This window comes from Pseudomonas sp. P8_229 (genome assembly GCF_034008635.1).
Lineage (GTDB): Bacteria > Pseudomonadota > Gammaproteobacteria > Pseudomonadales > Pseudomonadaceae > Aquipseudomonas.
The window spans coordinates 315,378-328,024 of sequence record NZ_CP125378.1 but is presented as its reverse complement, the minus strand read 5'-3'; the positions used below and the strand labels follow the sequence as shown (position 1 = coordinate 328,024).

The window sequence follows — 12,647 nt, the reverse complement described above, 5'->3', positions numbered from 1 at the left end:
TATACTCAATGTGAAGGCGAATTGCTATGACTACTTTGGGCATTCTATTCAGGATCTGCTGGTGCTTGACTGGCTAATGAACAATCAAGCTGTCGACGTTAGCTGACGCCGTCGCTCGGGGTGGGGCATCTGAAACTACATCAGCGAAAACATGGACTCAATCAACGACGGTCACAGTGAAGGACTTTGCCTGCAGGCGATCTCATCAAACGAGATAGAGATCACCACGGCATCATGTGAGAGGGAGATTTGCCCTGACGTGTCTCTTGGTCGCAAAGGTTACCCAGACTGAAGTGGCCTGGTTCAGATGTCCGAATCTTCAAGGTGCGACAACAGGGTCACTCTCAACTCAAGCAGTGCTTGGCGCAACTGTGCGTCTTCCAAAACATCGCGTGAGTTCGGTTTTAACGATTCAACGTGCCTGAGCAAGGCTCCCGTGTCATTTGTATTGAGATTAAAAGTGATCATGCTGAACCTGAGGCTTGAAGGGAAGGTGACTTATTAGCAGGCGAACCCATGACTGAGTCTTTCAAGTTCAGCTTTCACGAGTTCGCAACCTGTTTCACTGTGAGCCGCTTGCAGCCGTGAGCATTCATTAGTCCCTACGATGGGCTGATTCAGCCAATAATCCGCTTTCTCTTTGTTGCCAAAAATCTGCTCGGCTTGGCGTTGGATCTGTTCGACAGCCAGTGACTCTTGACCTTGGTTTCGCTTTAAATTCATGAAGGGCCCCTCGATCAAAGCATTCGCTTCAGACTTTGAAAAATCCCAGCCATCAGACCAATAGTCTTCGTCATTTTTAAAAGGCGTTGGAAAGTGATGCGTCTTCAGTCAGCGCATTATAATGCGCCAACCTCCCTCTTTTTCTGGGTTTTAGCGCATTATAATGCGCTGATGTATAACCAAACTCCCCCAAGCGTTCGCTATGGGCCTGAAGACACCCGCCACCCGAAATCTGAAAATCTCCTGAATCAGCGAGAGCCTGTGCCATTGGTTACCTCGGCTTTCGCTTGGTTGCCAAATGCGTATCGGCCTTGGTCTGGACTCATCTCAATCTGATTCACTTTAATGGCTCCAGGGATATGTGCCGCTGTGCGCTCGTTTCAATTGGATGTCGGGGCTGATGCAGGGGCCTTTGCGCAATATTCGCGAAACGCCTTGATGCCGCGCGTGACGATCAACATTGGCTTAATCATGTAGCGATAGCTGACGAATAAATTGAGTGCGATCCAGCCCAATTGGTAGGACGAGCCGTGGAAGCCCCGATGGTTGGCGCTGTTCTCCCAGAAACCATAGGCAACGAAGATCGTAAAGATGGCGACCATCAGAGGCAGGATGCTGAGCCTTCCCAGGGAGACAGCAATGAACGGAACATTGACGACCGTGCGGACGGGCTCGTTGTCGAGCTGGATGGCCCAAATTCTGTTGACCTTGTCTTTGCCGTATTGGGAGGTCACTCGAACTCGATCACCCGCCTTTACATGCGCATCAAGCGTATCCGGGATTTCGAGCGTTTCGAGTTTCTTGCCGTTAATTTTCCAGTAGTGGTAGCTGACCATGTCCCCGCCGAAGCCACGCGATTTTTCGTCGAGTCGCCCGTCTGTGATCTGCATTTCCTTCATTTTGATCCCTGTCCTTACGTTTGGAGTGATGGCAAAAGGATATTTCTGCCGAATACTAAGGAATACTTAGTATCTGTTCAAGCCGAATCTAAGAATCTCTGAGCCTTTCGGCGATGAGAAATGACGACGTTCAGCAAGCGGTTGAGGGAGGCGCGCAAGGCAAGAGGGATATCCCAGGAGCGCTTGGGAATAGATGCCGGGATTGAGCCAGCGTCGGCGTCGGCAAGGATGAATCAGTACGAGAAGGGGGTTCATCAACCAGGTGAAAACGTCGTGAAGCAGATTGCTGCTGCGCTGAATTTGCCGGTGCCGTATTTCTACTGCGAAGACGTTGAGACTGCGCATCTGCTGCAGTGCTTTCATCTCTTGAAGGCTGAGGATCGCAAGGATGTGGTTGATCTGGTGGAGAAGCTTTCGTTTCAAAGCTGATGTTTGCGACCAGAAACACCCAAGCCCGCTGACGAAGCTTGTAAGGATTTGTCGTCGGCTAAGGAGCGCTCTGAAGGAGTTGAGCGAGAACCAGAGCTCTCAGCAATTGCGGCCTTGCTGCGAGTTCGAGGGTGTGAGGTCAATCTCAGCGCCTCGCTGAGATTGACCCCGAGGTCGTTTCTTCGCTCTTTACGCACGCCTGACTTTCCCAGTTTTCCCAATAAGCAGTGACGGAGCTTGGGAAGGAGTCAGCGATTTAGATGCTTCTAAGGGCATGTCTTTACGTAAAAATAATTAGAGACTCGTATTCGGGGGGGGATTGGGTACCATGAGTTGCATTTTTTGGCGGTACTCATCGGTTATCTCTCTGGCCTCGCTGCTGCCTGTGATCACTCTCGGAGTAATTAGAACAATCAACTCCGATCTTCCACGAGCGCGTTCTGTACTTCCGAACAACCAGTGAAGTCCAGGTATTTTTCCGAGAAACGGGACGCTATCGTCGGATTGCGCCTCATTTTGCTGGATCAAACCGCCAAGCATTATGGTTTGCCCACTTTGAACGGCTACTTGAGTCGAAACTGAGCGTGCAGAAATTGTCGGATTGCCGTTGATGTCTTTTGTTGTGCTCGCGTCGCTAACTTGCTGCTGAATTTCCAAGTATACCAATCCGCCTGGATTTATACGTGGCACAACGTCAAGTATAACGCCGGTTTGGACATACTGCACTGTGCTTGTCGTCAGGTTCGAGCTGCCGGTATTGATGGTGGTCTGATTGATCGGAATGTTGTTGCCAACTTGAATCTGGGCTTGTTGGTTATTCATGACAACCAAGGATGGGGCGGAAAGTACCTTTGAATTTCCATCTGTCTCTAATGCGTGCAGCGCTACCTGCAAATTTTTGCTGACAAACGAATAGAACAAAGAGTCATTTCCCAGCGCTGCACCGCCTCGGCCAATCGCTCCCTGACTACCGGAGACGTTTTCAATGCCTTTAGTTGTTGAGTTTCCGGCTAGTCGCCCCAAATACCACTGCACACCAAGATTTAATGAGCCGGTCAAACTCACCTCAAGAATCCGGGTTTCAATCTGAACTTGCATTGGGAGGTTGTCCAGGCGTTGAATGGCAGATTGAATCTCGGCCCACTGGCTGGGGCGTCCTCGGAAGAGCAACTGGTTGCTGCTTTTTTGGGCGGTGATTTTTACAGTGTTTGCCTTACCACTTTGCAATCTATGCCCTGAATTATCTGGCTGTGCCTCTGTGTAGTCATCTTCTGCATAAGGTTGATTGCTGCTCATGCCGTTTGTATTACTTCCACTGATCATCCCATTATTGGCAGGGGATCCTGAGCCTATATTTGGGGTGCTGCTCATCCCATTACTCGAAAGCGTGACGGTACGTAGGCCAGGTGCAACTTGAGCAGGCGGCTCGTCTGCTATTGCTTCATCGCTATATATTTGGCGTAAATACTTGGCTAGATCAGTAGCTTTCATATTTCTAACATCATAGACATACATTTGCGGCTCATCGCCGCCGCCTTGATCAATAGTGTCGATCCAGCGCCCAACGTCGTTCAGATATTCAGGTTGGGGAGAAATAGCGACAATGGCGTTAGTCCGCTCAATTGGCAAAAATTTAAGCATGCCTGATAACGGAGTTCCGCTTTGAGAGCCGAATAAGCGCTCCAACTCGGGCAGCAACTGGCTAACGTTGGCGCGTTTCAGTCCAAAGACTCCGATGGACATTCCTTTGAGCCAGTTGACGTCGAATGTGTTGATGGTTTGCTGGTAATTATTGAGTTCATCCGATGTGCCGGCCATCACTAAGACGTTGTGTGCGGAGTCGACCATGAGGAAAGCGCTATCGCGAGCGAAAGGCTTTAGCAATTTTTGCATCTCAATCGGTGACATGTAGTCCAAGACAAAAAAACGAGCAGTTAACCCCTCTCCTGGCTCAGGAATTGTTGAGCTAGGGGTCAATCGGCCTGCTACGGCGTCCTTAGCTGGTAGGACTAGATATCGATCACCCTGACGAATAATTGCGTTGTTCGTCCATGAGAGGAGAGTTTCAAGGATGGAAAATGCCTGTTGCTTATCCACTGGCTTGGATGTCGAGAAGGTAACGTCCCCGGTAACCCCTTGGCCAATACTGTAATTCTCTTTAAGCACGTCACCTAGGATAGTGTTCACGACTGCCTGAATGGGGATGCTCGCGAAATTGAATGTCGTCCCCGCTTGACCTGGATCGGATGCGGTCGATCGTCTTGAAGGTGTGGTTTTTGGTGCAGAAATATCCCTAAAACCACGGATGATTTGGTGGCTTGAGGTCTGGGTTACGGGGGCTGTCACAGAATCTTTGGTTGCGCTCGGGGAATAGGCAAGGGGCTGGCGATCCGCTCCTGTTCCAGCTAAGCCAGTTTCAATGATGCTTTTATTATTTGGCTCCACTGGTGGAGACATGCATCCAGAAAGGACAAAAAGACTCGTTATGCAGGGGTAGGCGAAGCGTTTAATCACGTTAAGCAATCCTTTGGCAATCGTGGTAACGGTCAATGTGTCTTGAAGGCCGCAATGCACCTAGCGAAGCGAAGCTGCAGGGATCTTTAGTACCGGGAGAATCATCTCTTGTTTCGTGGAGCTGTAGCCAAGAAAAACTCTTTCGTGCTCGATGCTTTCCACAGTCCAGCCATTTGGTAGGACGTCACCTTCATTCACCTCCAAGCCTTTTCCATCGGCCATCTTAAAAAATGCTCTGTGCAAGGGGGGGGAAATCACTACGCCTGTCAGGAGAAGGCCCGTTAAAGGTGGGGCGCTCGTTTCAGATTTCAGAGTCGGAAGCACTGGGTCAACTGATCGGTCTTGATTAAACAATGACTGAGTCCAGATTTCACTGTATGCCTGCAGGGGAATAGGCGAAACCTCAGTTTGTGGCGATGATATCTTTATTATTGGTGGTTGTTCCGCTTGCGGAAACCAGACAACGTTGGCGCCCCAACCGTTTAACATGGCGATGCCCGCACCAGCTAGTACAAGTAGGAGTGGTAGCGATAGCCGGAGATGGCGGGCTAGTTTTACGATCATTCTGCTTTCGCTTTTGGATTATTGCGCGTGTACGCGCTCACAAGCATCTGTGCTGTCAGTCTGTAGCTCTGCTTGGGAGATTGCAAGGGAGACCTTCTTAAACTCAGCGTTTCGATAAAAATCGATACCCGTTCGTTTTCAAGGTTGTAGACAAATGCTGCCAGAGGCTGAATGCTACAGTTGAGGTTGATACTGACTTTGACTTGTTTATACAGGCCAGTTTCGTTTGCTGTAACTGGCATTTTATTGGTGATGCTGCAGCCGCCTCCCCCAGATGATGAGACCGCTTGAAGTCGTGAGGAGGCCAACTGCATTAGTTGGGCCGTGGCAGCTCCAGTATCGGAGTCTGAAAGTAGGTACTCGTTATTTTGAGGGGCGCTTGTAGCCTCTGCTAGCTGCGCATCAATGACAGGCCGTTGAGCCTGGAGAGCTTGATATTGTTGCTGACTAATACGGAGAGTATGCATTTCATCAGCGATCGCCATCAATGGGGCCGTAAACCACCAATGGATACCGAGAAAGTAAACGCCAATCAGTGTAAGTACGGCGAGGGCTATTGCCGTACTTCGTTGCTCACGGGCTGATAGTGGGCGGGGCATGGCTATCGTCCTTGGTTCGTAGACGAGCGGTTATATTAAAGCGGTCTAGCCCTGTACTGCGATCTGGCTGAATAATGCCTTGAAACCGAATGTTCTCCAAGCTAGTGCAGGATTTCATTTTCCCGATCAGCTCGTTGGCTTGGCTGCTTTGCCCATTTAGATCAACTTCTCCTGCCTGGCTGACCTCAAGCTGCTCCAGCCAGGTGTTCGCCGGTATGCAGATGGTCAATTCGCGTAGCAGTGAAGCTTTAGAGACGGCTTGAGCTTTCTGATTTTGAATGAATTGCCCCGTTGTTAATGCAGTGTTCAACTGCTCTTGCAACGTTTTTGTCTGCTGAGTCGCGTTTCGTAACGCTCTGACCTGCATGCTCATCTCTTCAAGCGCGTCCTGACGATTACTGACCCAAAGGAGCATCACGGAAACGAGAAGCGCAATACCTGAGATAGCTAATGAGAGTTTGATATATCGAGCCGGATTGTTTTTTTCGGGGCGGTGTGAAAACGGCAATAAATTAATATTTACACGCTTCTGCTGCTCATCTAGGACATCCACTGCGTCAAAACTAAGCCCTTCTCCAGCGGCTTTATCGAGGATGCTATCGAGTCGTTTCCGAAGCACAACCACCAGCAGAAGGCCTGTGCTTCCGGAACGGCTGCTGCCTATTTGATCCCAAGCTAGATCAAAGTAGACTTGCTTGGACGTAAAAGGAGTGTATTTGTCCATCTCAAACGCTACAACCGTCTCGGCATCTGCTAGGGCGGCGGCAGGTAGCTGAATTGGTTCTAGAAGGATTTCCTCGTAAGGTAGGACTAGGATTTTTCTACTTTGGTGCTCTCCATCAGGCATTGCATCCCGCTTGGGCTGGATGCTCAATGAATCCCAAAATGAGCCGGTATGCCAGTACAAGAGTATTTCTTTCTCTGAGGTTTCCAGCCTTTCTTTCCACTTTTGGGGAAGACAATCGACTAGTTCTTTACGCCACCAGAACAAAAATGCAGGTAGCACTGATCGCCGCCATTGATAGCATAGGCGGTTCTCCAGCACCTGAAGTGTTGATGACCAACTCCTTAAGAATGTCTTCATTCTTGCCAGCGCAACACACGGTAGAGTTGCGCATTGTCTCCTTGTGAGTTGAGAAGGAATGTCACATTCAGATCGGCTGTCGTACCGGTGGTATGGATAGCGTAGATCTTTGCACTGAGAACGCTACCAGGATTACCTCTCGAAACAGGAATTTCCAGCTTAAGGGCAGCCCGAACCGGGGCTAGCGCGAACGATGTGTCAGGCTGAACCAGCCCAGACCATAGCGTCAAGAACGGTTCCATTTGAACATAGAGTCGTGAGTCCATTTCGGGGAATTGCTGAAGCTCCTCTATCGCTTTAATGGTGCTTAAATTTGCCCGTCTTTTGGATAGCTCCTGAGCCATTTGCTGAGTCTGATTAGGGGAGGCACCAAAGAAGCTGGCTAGGAGGGTGAGGCTTTCTATGCTGCAAAAATTTAAATCGAGCTTGCCACGCTCGCTGTAGACCCTTAGCGTCAGCTGAGTATCCTCAAAGAAAAAGGGGTAGGGGCGACCGTCAGCAATCATTACTGATTTAGATGAGCTTAGGTCTTTGAGAGCCATTGCGAAACCGGCTTCGGCGGCGAGTTGGGCTTCAAGGTGATGCAATTCATAGGCGCTCTGCCGGTTTTCCAGGCGGGTTGTTTGTACTGCTGTTCCTACTATCAAACTCAATAGCGCTAATGCCCATAGAGCAACTATCAAGGCTGCGCCACGCTGGGTTCTCATGGCGTGATCCGGTCTATAGGTGCCATTGGGCTAAGGCGTATAGCAACAACGAGCTGAGGCCAACTGATTGGGCCTTGAGTATCCAGATCAACTTTAATGTACTGAGGAAGGCGCTCGGGCCACGGCCAGTTCTCAAGCCAATTGGTTACACGTTGATTATTGTCTAGGCCTCTGTAGCTGATGCGAAGATTTTGAACGTTCTGAAGTAATATTTGTGGTTCTCCCCACGCATTCACCCCTTGGGTTGGAGTTTGTCTGAAGCTAACTTGTAAGTTTGAAGAAGCTTCATCGTTATCAGCTAATTCAATTGAGTGTATCTTTACACCTCCCAGAAGCGGTGGAGGCATCGGAGCGACAAAGCGCAGCTGTTGTCGTTCACCATCGAAAATCCAGTCAGTATTCTTACCGTCGCGCAGAAAAACGATAGGTAAGCTTTGTTGTAGAGACTTGCGAATGAAGCTTTGCGCAGATCTGATTTCACTCAAACGAGTTGAGTAATATTCACTGATGGAAAGTGTGCGGTTGCTAAGAGTTAGTGTTGATGCGATTAGCACCATTAATAAGCCCATTAAACTCATGGTGATCATTACTTCAAGCAATGTAAAGCCGCGGGCCTTTGAGTTCATCATCTTTGTACCGCGCTACTGCTTTGAGCTCTTAAAGTGACAAGTTTTTGTTTGTGGGTGTCGCGTTCGACAATTAATTCCAGTCGGTAAATATCGGTTGGAGGCGTTCCTGGGATTAGAGTTGAGGTCAATTGCCATTGAATGTCTTGATTTTTTCCGTGCCATTGCCCTGTTCTGAGAGGCTCAGTTATCTGTCTTTCGAGGATTGACTTGGCAAACAACGCTAAATAGGTAATCTGCCTATCCTTGTCCAATGCTCTAGTAGAGTTGCTTAACGTGTTCAAGAAAAGCGCGGAGCCAATACTCAAAAGTACTATTGCTGCCAGAATTTCCAGGAGCGTGAACCCGGATTGAGTGTGTTTATTTAGCGCAGTCATGGTTGCTCAACGTCCGTCCACGATACTCTACCGGTTAGCCAGGCGATGTCCACTCGCCAAGAGCGATTGTCCTTTATTAAAACAATATTCCCACCGCTGGAACTACCATCCGGATAGAAGGCGATAGCCTCTCCATCAGGCAGTAGTTTTGCTGCGGTAGTTACACGCATGATCATTCCTTTGGGAAGGACGTGTTCCGGTAGTCCTGGTATTTGATAACCATTGCTCGAAAGATCGAATTGCAGAGTTTTTGTTTGGCTACTAACGATGGCTTGATTCCGGACTTCACGCAGTGCGAAAACTAAATCTGTTTTGGCTCGTCTGTCGCGATGCTTTTCAAGTCCTTGGGAAAAACCATAGAGGAGGAGGGTGAGTCCTACTGAAATGATCAAGATTACGACTAGAGTCTCCAGCAGTGTAAAGCCCCGCTGGGTTTTATGACTCATGCTCACAACTCTCATTCCCAGTTGCCGACATCGGCGTTGTATCCCTCGCCTCCAAGTCGCCCATCCTTACCATAAAATATTAGATCGAAAGGGCCGTGCTCCCCGGGGTACTGGTAACCAAAATCATTTCCAAAGGGATCCTTTAGTTCGCTAGGCTTGGCATAAGGCCCATTCCAGCTCCTTGCTGTGGTCGGCTTGGTAGTCAGGTCGGAGAGGTCTTTAGGTGGAGAGCCGATATCCAATCCATAGCTTTCAATTTTCATTGAAAGGCTAGCAAGTTGTGCCTTGCCAGCACCGTATTTCCCCTTATCTACGTTTCCCCCAATTTGGCGGACGACAATAGTGGCAATCACGCCGATCAATACGATTACCGCAAGCATTTCTAAAAGGGTGAAACCACGGCTTATTGGGGAGAACGATTGCATTCGTTTCATCGTCAGCTTCCATTCATATATTGCTGGTCAGACTCATCAACGGAAGCATGATCGCCAACATGATGACAGCCACCAGCGTGGCCATTATTAGGGTCAATGTGGGTACTAATGCAGCCAAAAGCAGATCTATGTTGCGCTTAGCATCATCTTCATATATCGATCCCACCTTGAGCAGCATTGTGTCGAGTGTGCCAGTTTCCTCTCCGACCTGAATCATCTGGATTGCCAAGTCAGGAAAGATATTCTCCGCTTCAAGTGTGGTTGAAAGACGACCCCCGTCTTTTACTTTCAAGATTGCTCGCTCTAAGGCTTCACGGATCGATTGGTTTTTACAGACTTGTAAGGTGATATCAAATGAAGCTATCAGCGGTACGCCTTGGCTCAGAAGTGTGCCAAGGGTGCGTGCTAGCCGGGCCGTTTCCAGTTTTAAAAGCAAGGGCCCTGCCACCCACCACTGAAGCATGCGTTTATGCCATCTGCGTCGCCCCTCAATGCTTCGTAAGTGCTTACCTATTAGCAAAATAGCTCCAGCGATCAGCAGCGCCACATACAACCCATAGTCCGCTAAGAACTGCCCAAGACTGAGTATCGCTTCTGTGATTAAGGGGATTGGAACGCCAAGGTTGGAAAAAATGGGAACAAATTGAGGAACTACGTAAGCTAGTAATAACAAGAGTGATCCGAGCACTCCGATAAGTAGAAACGCAGGGTAGATCAATGCATTGATGACCTCGCCCCTAACCTTCAGTGTACGCTCCAGGTATGCTGTCAATTGACCAAGCGCCATACCTAACGCTCCACCTGCTTCGCCCGCCTTTATCAGACTAAGGTAGAGAGGCGGGAACTGAATGCCTTCCAATGACATTGCGTGTGAGAGCGTCTGTCCAGCTTTCACGCGATCACGGACGCGTTCGAGCAACTGCCGAGCCTGGGGATTGCTAGGTTGGCGCACAAGCGTGCTCAATGCGCGCTCTAAAGGCTGGCCTGCTCCAATTAAGGTGGCCAGTTGCTGTGTAAAACGAGCTAACTCCGTCCCGTTCAAGGGAAGAGGATTGAGCCACCCTCCTAGACTAAGGCGAGTGATGTCATTTGACGGTGCCACCTGAAGCACAAGCAAGCCTAGCTCTTGCAACTGAGTGGCAGCGTCTTCAGCAGTGTTGGCATCAAGCAGGCCTTCGACAGCACTGCCGCTTGAGTCTAATGCTCGGTATCTAAATTGCTGCATACTCACTCACTGCGTGTGACTCGAAGTACTTCCTCTAGGCTGGTGACTCCAGCTAAGGCTTGACGCAATCCATCTTCATAAAGTGTACGAAGTCCTGATGTGCGAGCAGCGGCCTCAAGAGTTGCTGCATCTGCGTGGCGCATTAACAAGGAGCGCAGCTCATCGTTCATCACCAGGAGTTCGGTTAGGGCGCTGCGTCCTCGGTACCCGTTGTCAGGCGCATTTTTCATAGGGCGATAGAGACGTATGGGCCTGGCGTCTGTGTACTTATCGAGTTGATGCTCTGCAATGATCTCAGGTGTCGCCTCGAACACTTCTCGCCAATCTGGTATAAGTCTGCGTACGAGTCGCTGTGCCAGAATAGCGTTCACTGTAGACGCAATCAGGTAGCTTTCCACACCCATATCCAAGAGTCTGGTGATGCTTGCTGCGGCACTGTTGGTGTGCAACGTCGAAAGCACCATGTGTCCGGTGAGGGATGATTGGATAGCAATCCTGCATGTTTCCAGATCTCGCATTTCACCGATCATGATGACATCGGGATCCTGACGTACGATTGAGCGCAGCACTCCAGAAAAATCCAATCCTATTACTGGTTTAACCTGAATCTGATTGATACCGTCAAGCTGGTACTCAACGGGGTCTTCGACTGTAATAATCTTCCTTTCTGGCGTATTAAGACGCGATAGAGCAGTGTAGAGGGTCGTGGTTTTTCCCGAACCTGTAGGGCCGGTTACCAATAGAATTCCGTGAGGTCGGTCAAGTACCTCTAAAAATTTATCAAGTCGTTCTCCGTCGAAACCTAGGCTAGGAAACTCAAAAGAAACGGTCTGGCGATCCAACAAGCGCATCACTACCGATTCGCCAAAGCTGGTGGGAACGGTGGATACTCGCAAGTCGAGCTCTTTTCCCTGAATTCGAAGCATGATGCGGCCATCCTGCGGGAGGCGTCGTTCGGCTATATCTAGCTTGGCCATGATCTTGATTCGAGAAATGACAGCAGCAGAAGAACTCACGGGCGGTGCTTCGGCAAGGTGTAGTACCCCATCAATCCGATACCGGACTTTCAACTCGCTTTCAAAGGGTTCAACGTGGATGTCAGACGCCCTCTGTTCAACCGCTCGCTGCAACAGTAAATTCACTAGTCGGATAACAGGTGCCTCTGAAGCGAGATCTTTCAGGTGTTCGATATCCGCTGATTGTTCCTCGATGTTTATGTCTAAATTTTCAATTAAGGTTCCCATTGCTGTTCGCCCACGACCATAAAACCGCTCGATCAAATCTTCAATTTCACTTCTTAATCCGATCGATATTCGTATACTGCAATCGCAGGCATACGTGAGTGCCTTCAGAGCTCGGTGCAATGTTGGATTTGCAATGAGTACGTGCAGCTCACCGTGTTCTTTCGATAAAGGCACCATGCAATGATGCTTTAAAAAACGTAAGGATAATTCTGGTAAATTAATACTGCTTTCTAATATCTCTGCTGAATATAATAAAGGTACATTGAATATCGTTGACCAGGCCAATGCTAGATCCTGCTCTGATACGACTCCTAGAGACAGCAGTATCTCGGTCAGCTCCTGGGTGTGGTGGCTCAGCTGCAACTGCTGTGCTCTGTCCACATCCGACTGCTTAAGGCGGCCTGATTCTAAAAGCCATTGAATGACGGCTTCAGCTGGATCAAGGGTTCCCGTCAAGATCAAGGCCACGCCAATTGGGGAGAGTGATGGGTGCTCGCTGTACGCGTGCGGGTTCTGATTGGAATGGCGTATAGAAACTCAAATATCTTCATAAATTCAGATCCTTAGCATGCAAAACGGTCTGCGCTTTAACATCTGATCTACCTGCTGCCCAGTAGAGCTAGCCCTTAATCAGATGGTGTAATTTCTAGATTATTCCTTATGCATCTGTAGCACGCGCTTGCGGATTTTGTCGCATTTTCATAAAAAAAATTGCGAACCTGTAAAGAGTGGCTATAACTTTTTATTCAGTTGATATCGCTTGTAATCAGGCTGGC

General features: G+C 49.1%; 13 protein-coding genes. 1 reads left to right on the top strand and 12 read right to left on the bottom strand.

What is annotated here, in order from left to right; all coding sequences use genetic code 11:
• Positions 1-501: 501 nt before the first annotated feature.
• On the bottom strand, positions 502-723 hold the full coding sequence (locus tag QMK55_RS01240; RefSeq protein WP_320328479.1) for an MbcA/ParS/Xre antitoxin family protein: 222 nt from the start codon (positions 721-723) through the stop codon (positions 502-504).
• 380 nt (positions 724-1,103) lie between these two features.
• Positions 1,104-1,622, bottom strand: a complete 519-nt coding sequence (locus tag QMK55_RS01235; RefSeq protein ID WP_320328478.1) for a hypothetical protein — start codon at positions 1,620-1,622, stop codon at positions 1,104-1,106.
• 120 nt (positions 1,623-1,742) lie between these two features.
• Between QMK55_RS01235 and QMK55_RS01230 the strand changes: the two genes are divergently transcribed.
• Positions 1,743-2,051, top strand: coding sequence for a helix-turn-helix domain-containing protein (locus tag QMK55_RS01230; protein WP_083366156.1), 309 nt, complete (start codon positions 1,743-1,745; stop codon positions 2,049-2,051).
• A 294-nt stretch (positions 2,052-2,345) separates the two neighbouring features.
• On the opposite strand, the gene gspD is transcribed toward QMK55_RS01230, so the two are convergent.
• The 10 genes from gspD to gspE all read right to left on the bottom strand — a co-directional run bounded on the left by gspD (position 2,346) and on the right by gspE (position 12,333).
• Positions 2,346-4,508 carry a type II secretion system secretin GspD gene (gene gspD / locus QMK55_RS01225; RefSeq protein WP_320330234.1) on the bottom strand — a complete coding sequence of 721 codons (2,163 nt, stop codon included), beginning with the start codon at positions 4,506-4,508 and terminating at the stop codon, positions 2,346-2,348.
• Between the two features lie 617 nt (positions 4,509-5,125).
• A complete protein-coding gene (gene gspM / locus QMK55_RS01220) occupies positions 5,126-5,728 on the bottom strand; it encodes a type II secretion system protein GspM (RefSeq protein ID WP_320328477.1) in 603 nt (200 codons plus the stop codon).
• Positions 5,703-6,635, bottom strand: coding sequence for a PilN domain-containing protein (locus tag QMK55_RS01215; RefSeq protein ID WP_320328476.1), 933 nt, complete (start codon positions 6,633-6,635; stop codon positions 5,703-5,705). Before QMK55_RS01215 ends, gspM begins: the two co-directional genes overlap by 26 nt.
• Positions 6,636-6,808: 173 nt before the next feature.
• Positions 6,809-7,519 carry a PilX N-terminal domain-containing pilus assembly protein gene (locus tag QMK55_RS01210; protein ID WP_320328475.1) on the bottom strand — a complete coding sequence of 237 codons (711 nt, stop codon included), beginning with the start codon at positions 7,517-7,519 and terminating at the stop codon, positions 6,809-6,811.
• Positions 7,516-8,148 carry a prepilin-type N-terminal cleavage/methylation domain-containing protein gene (locus tag QMK55_RS01205; RefSeq protein ID WP_320328474.1) on the bottom strand — a complete coding sequence of 211 codons (633 nt, stop codon included), beginning with the start codon at positions 8,146-8,148 and terminating at the stop codon, positions 7,516-7,518. Before QMK55_RS01205 ends, QMK55_RS01210 begins: the two co-directional genes overlap by 4 nt.
• A complete protein-coding gene (locus QMK55_RS01200) occupies positions 8,145-8,522 on the bottom strand; it encodes a type II secretion system protein (protein ID WP_320328473.1) in 378 nt (125 codons plus the stop codon). The genes QMK55_RS01205 and QMK55_RS01200 overlap by 4 nt, the downstream gene beginning before the upstream one ends.
• Positions 8,519-8,968: a GspH/FimT family pseudopilin gene (locus QMK55_RS01195; protein WP_320328472.1), complete on the bottom strand. Its 450-nt coding sequence runs from the start codon at positions 8,966-8,968 to the stop codon at positions 8,519-8,521. The genes QMK55_RS01200 and QMK55_RS01195 overlap by 4 nt, the downstream gene beginning before the upstream one ends.
• Positions 8,969-8,979: 11 nt before the next feature.
• Complete coding sequence (gspG, locus tag QMK55_RS01190) at positions 8,980-9,402, bottom strand: type II secretion system major pseudopilin GspG (protein ID WP_320328471.1); 423 nt, start codon at positions 9,400-9,402, stop codon at positions 8,980-8,982.
• A gap of 13 nt (positions 9,403-9,415) precedes the next feature.
• The gene (locus QMK55_RS01185; protein ID WP_320328470.1) at positions 9,416-10,627 is read right to left on the bottom strand and encodes a type II secretion system F family protein; all 1,212 of its coding nucleotides are present in this window, start codon (positions 10,625-10,627) and stop codon (positions 9,416-9,418) included.
• 2 nt (positions 10,628-10,629) lie between these two features.
• Positions 10,630-12,333: a type II secretion system ATPase GspE gene (gene gspE, locus QMK55_RS01180; protein WP_413787263.1), complete on the bottom strand. Its 1,704-nt coding sequence runs from the start codon at positions 12,331-12,333 to the stop codon at positions 10,630-10,632.
• Positions 12,334-12,647: the final 314 nt, after the last annotated feature.

Bases quoted from the DNA above. Each gene is read 5' to 3' on its own strand.
- QMK55_RS01240 (WP_320328479.1), bottom strand. From the start codon at position 723: ATGAATTTAAAGCGAAACCAAGGTCAAGAGTCACTGGCTGTCGAACAG.
- QMK55_RS01235 (WP_320328478.1), bottom strand. From the start codon at position 1,622: ATGAAGGAAATGCAGATCACAGACGGGCGACTCGACGAAAAATCGCGT.
- QMK55_RS01230 (WP_083366156.1), top strand. From the start codon at position 1,743: ATGACGACGTTCAGCAAGCGGTTGAGGGAGGCGCGCAAGGCAAGAGGG.
- gspD (WP_320330234.1), bottom strand. From the start codon at position 4,508: ATGTCTCCACCAGTGGAGCCAAATAATAAAAGCATCATTGAAACTGGC.
- gspM (WP_320328477.1), bottom strand. From the start codon at position 5,728: ATGCCCCGCCCACTATCAGCCCGTGAGCAACGAAGTACGGCAATAGCC.
- QMK55_RS01210 (WP_320328475.1), bottom strand. From the start codon at position 7,519: ATGAGAACCCAGCGTGGCGCAGCCTTGATAGTTGCTCTATGGGCATTA.
- QMK55_RS01205 (WP_320328474.1), bottom strand. From the start codon at position 8,148: ATGATGAACTCAAAGGCCCGCGGCTTTACATTGCTTGAAGTAATGATC.
- QMK55_RS01200 (WP_320328473.1), bottom strand. From the start codon at position 8,522: ATGACTGCGCTAAATAAACACACTCAATCCGGGTTCACGCTCCTGGAA.
- QMK55_RS01195 (WP_320328472.1), bottom strand. From the start codon at position 8,968: ATGAGTCATAAAACCCAGCGGGGCTTTACACTGCTGGAGACTCTAGTC.
- gspG (WP_320328471.1), bottom strand. From the start codon at position 9,402: ATGAAACGAATGCAATCGTTCTCCCCAATAAGCCGTGGTTTCACCCTT.
- QMK55_RS01185 (WP_320328470.1), bottom strand. From the start codon at position 10,627: ATGCAGCAATTTAGATACCGAGCATTAGACTCAAGCGGCAGTGCTGTC.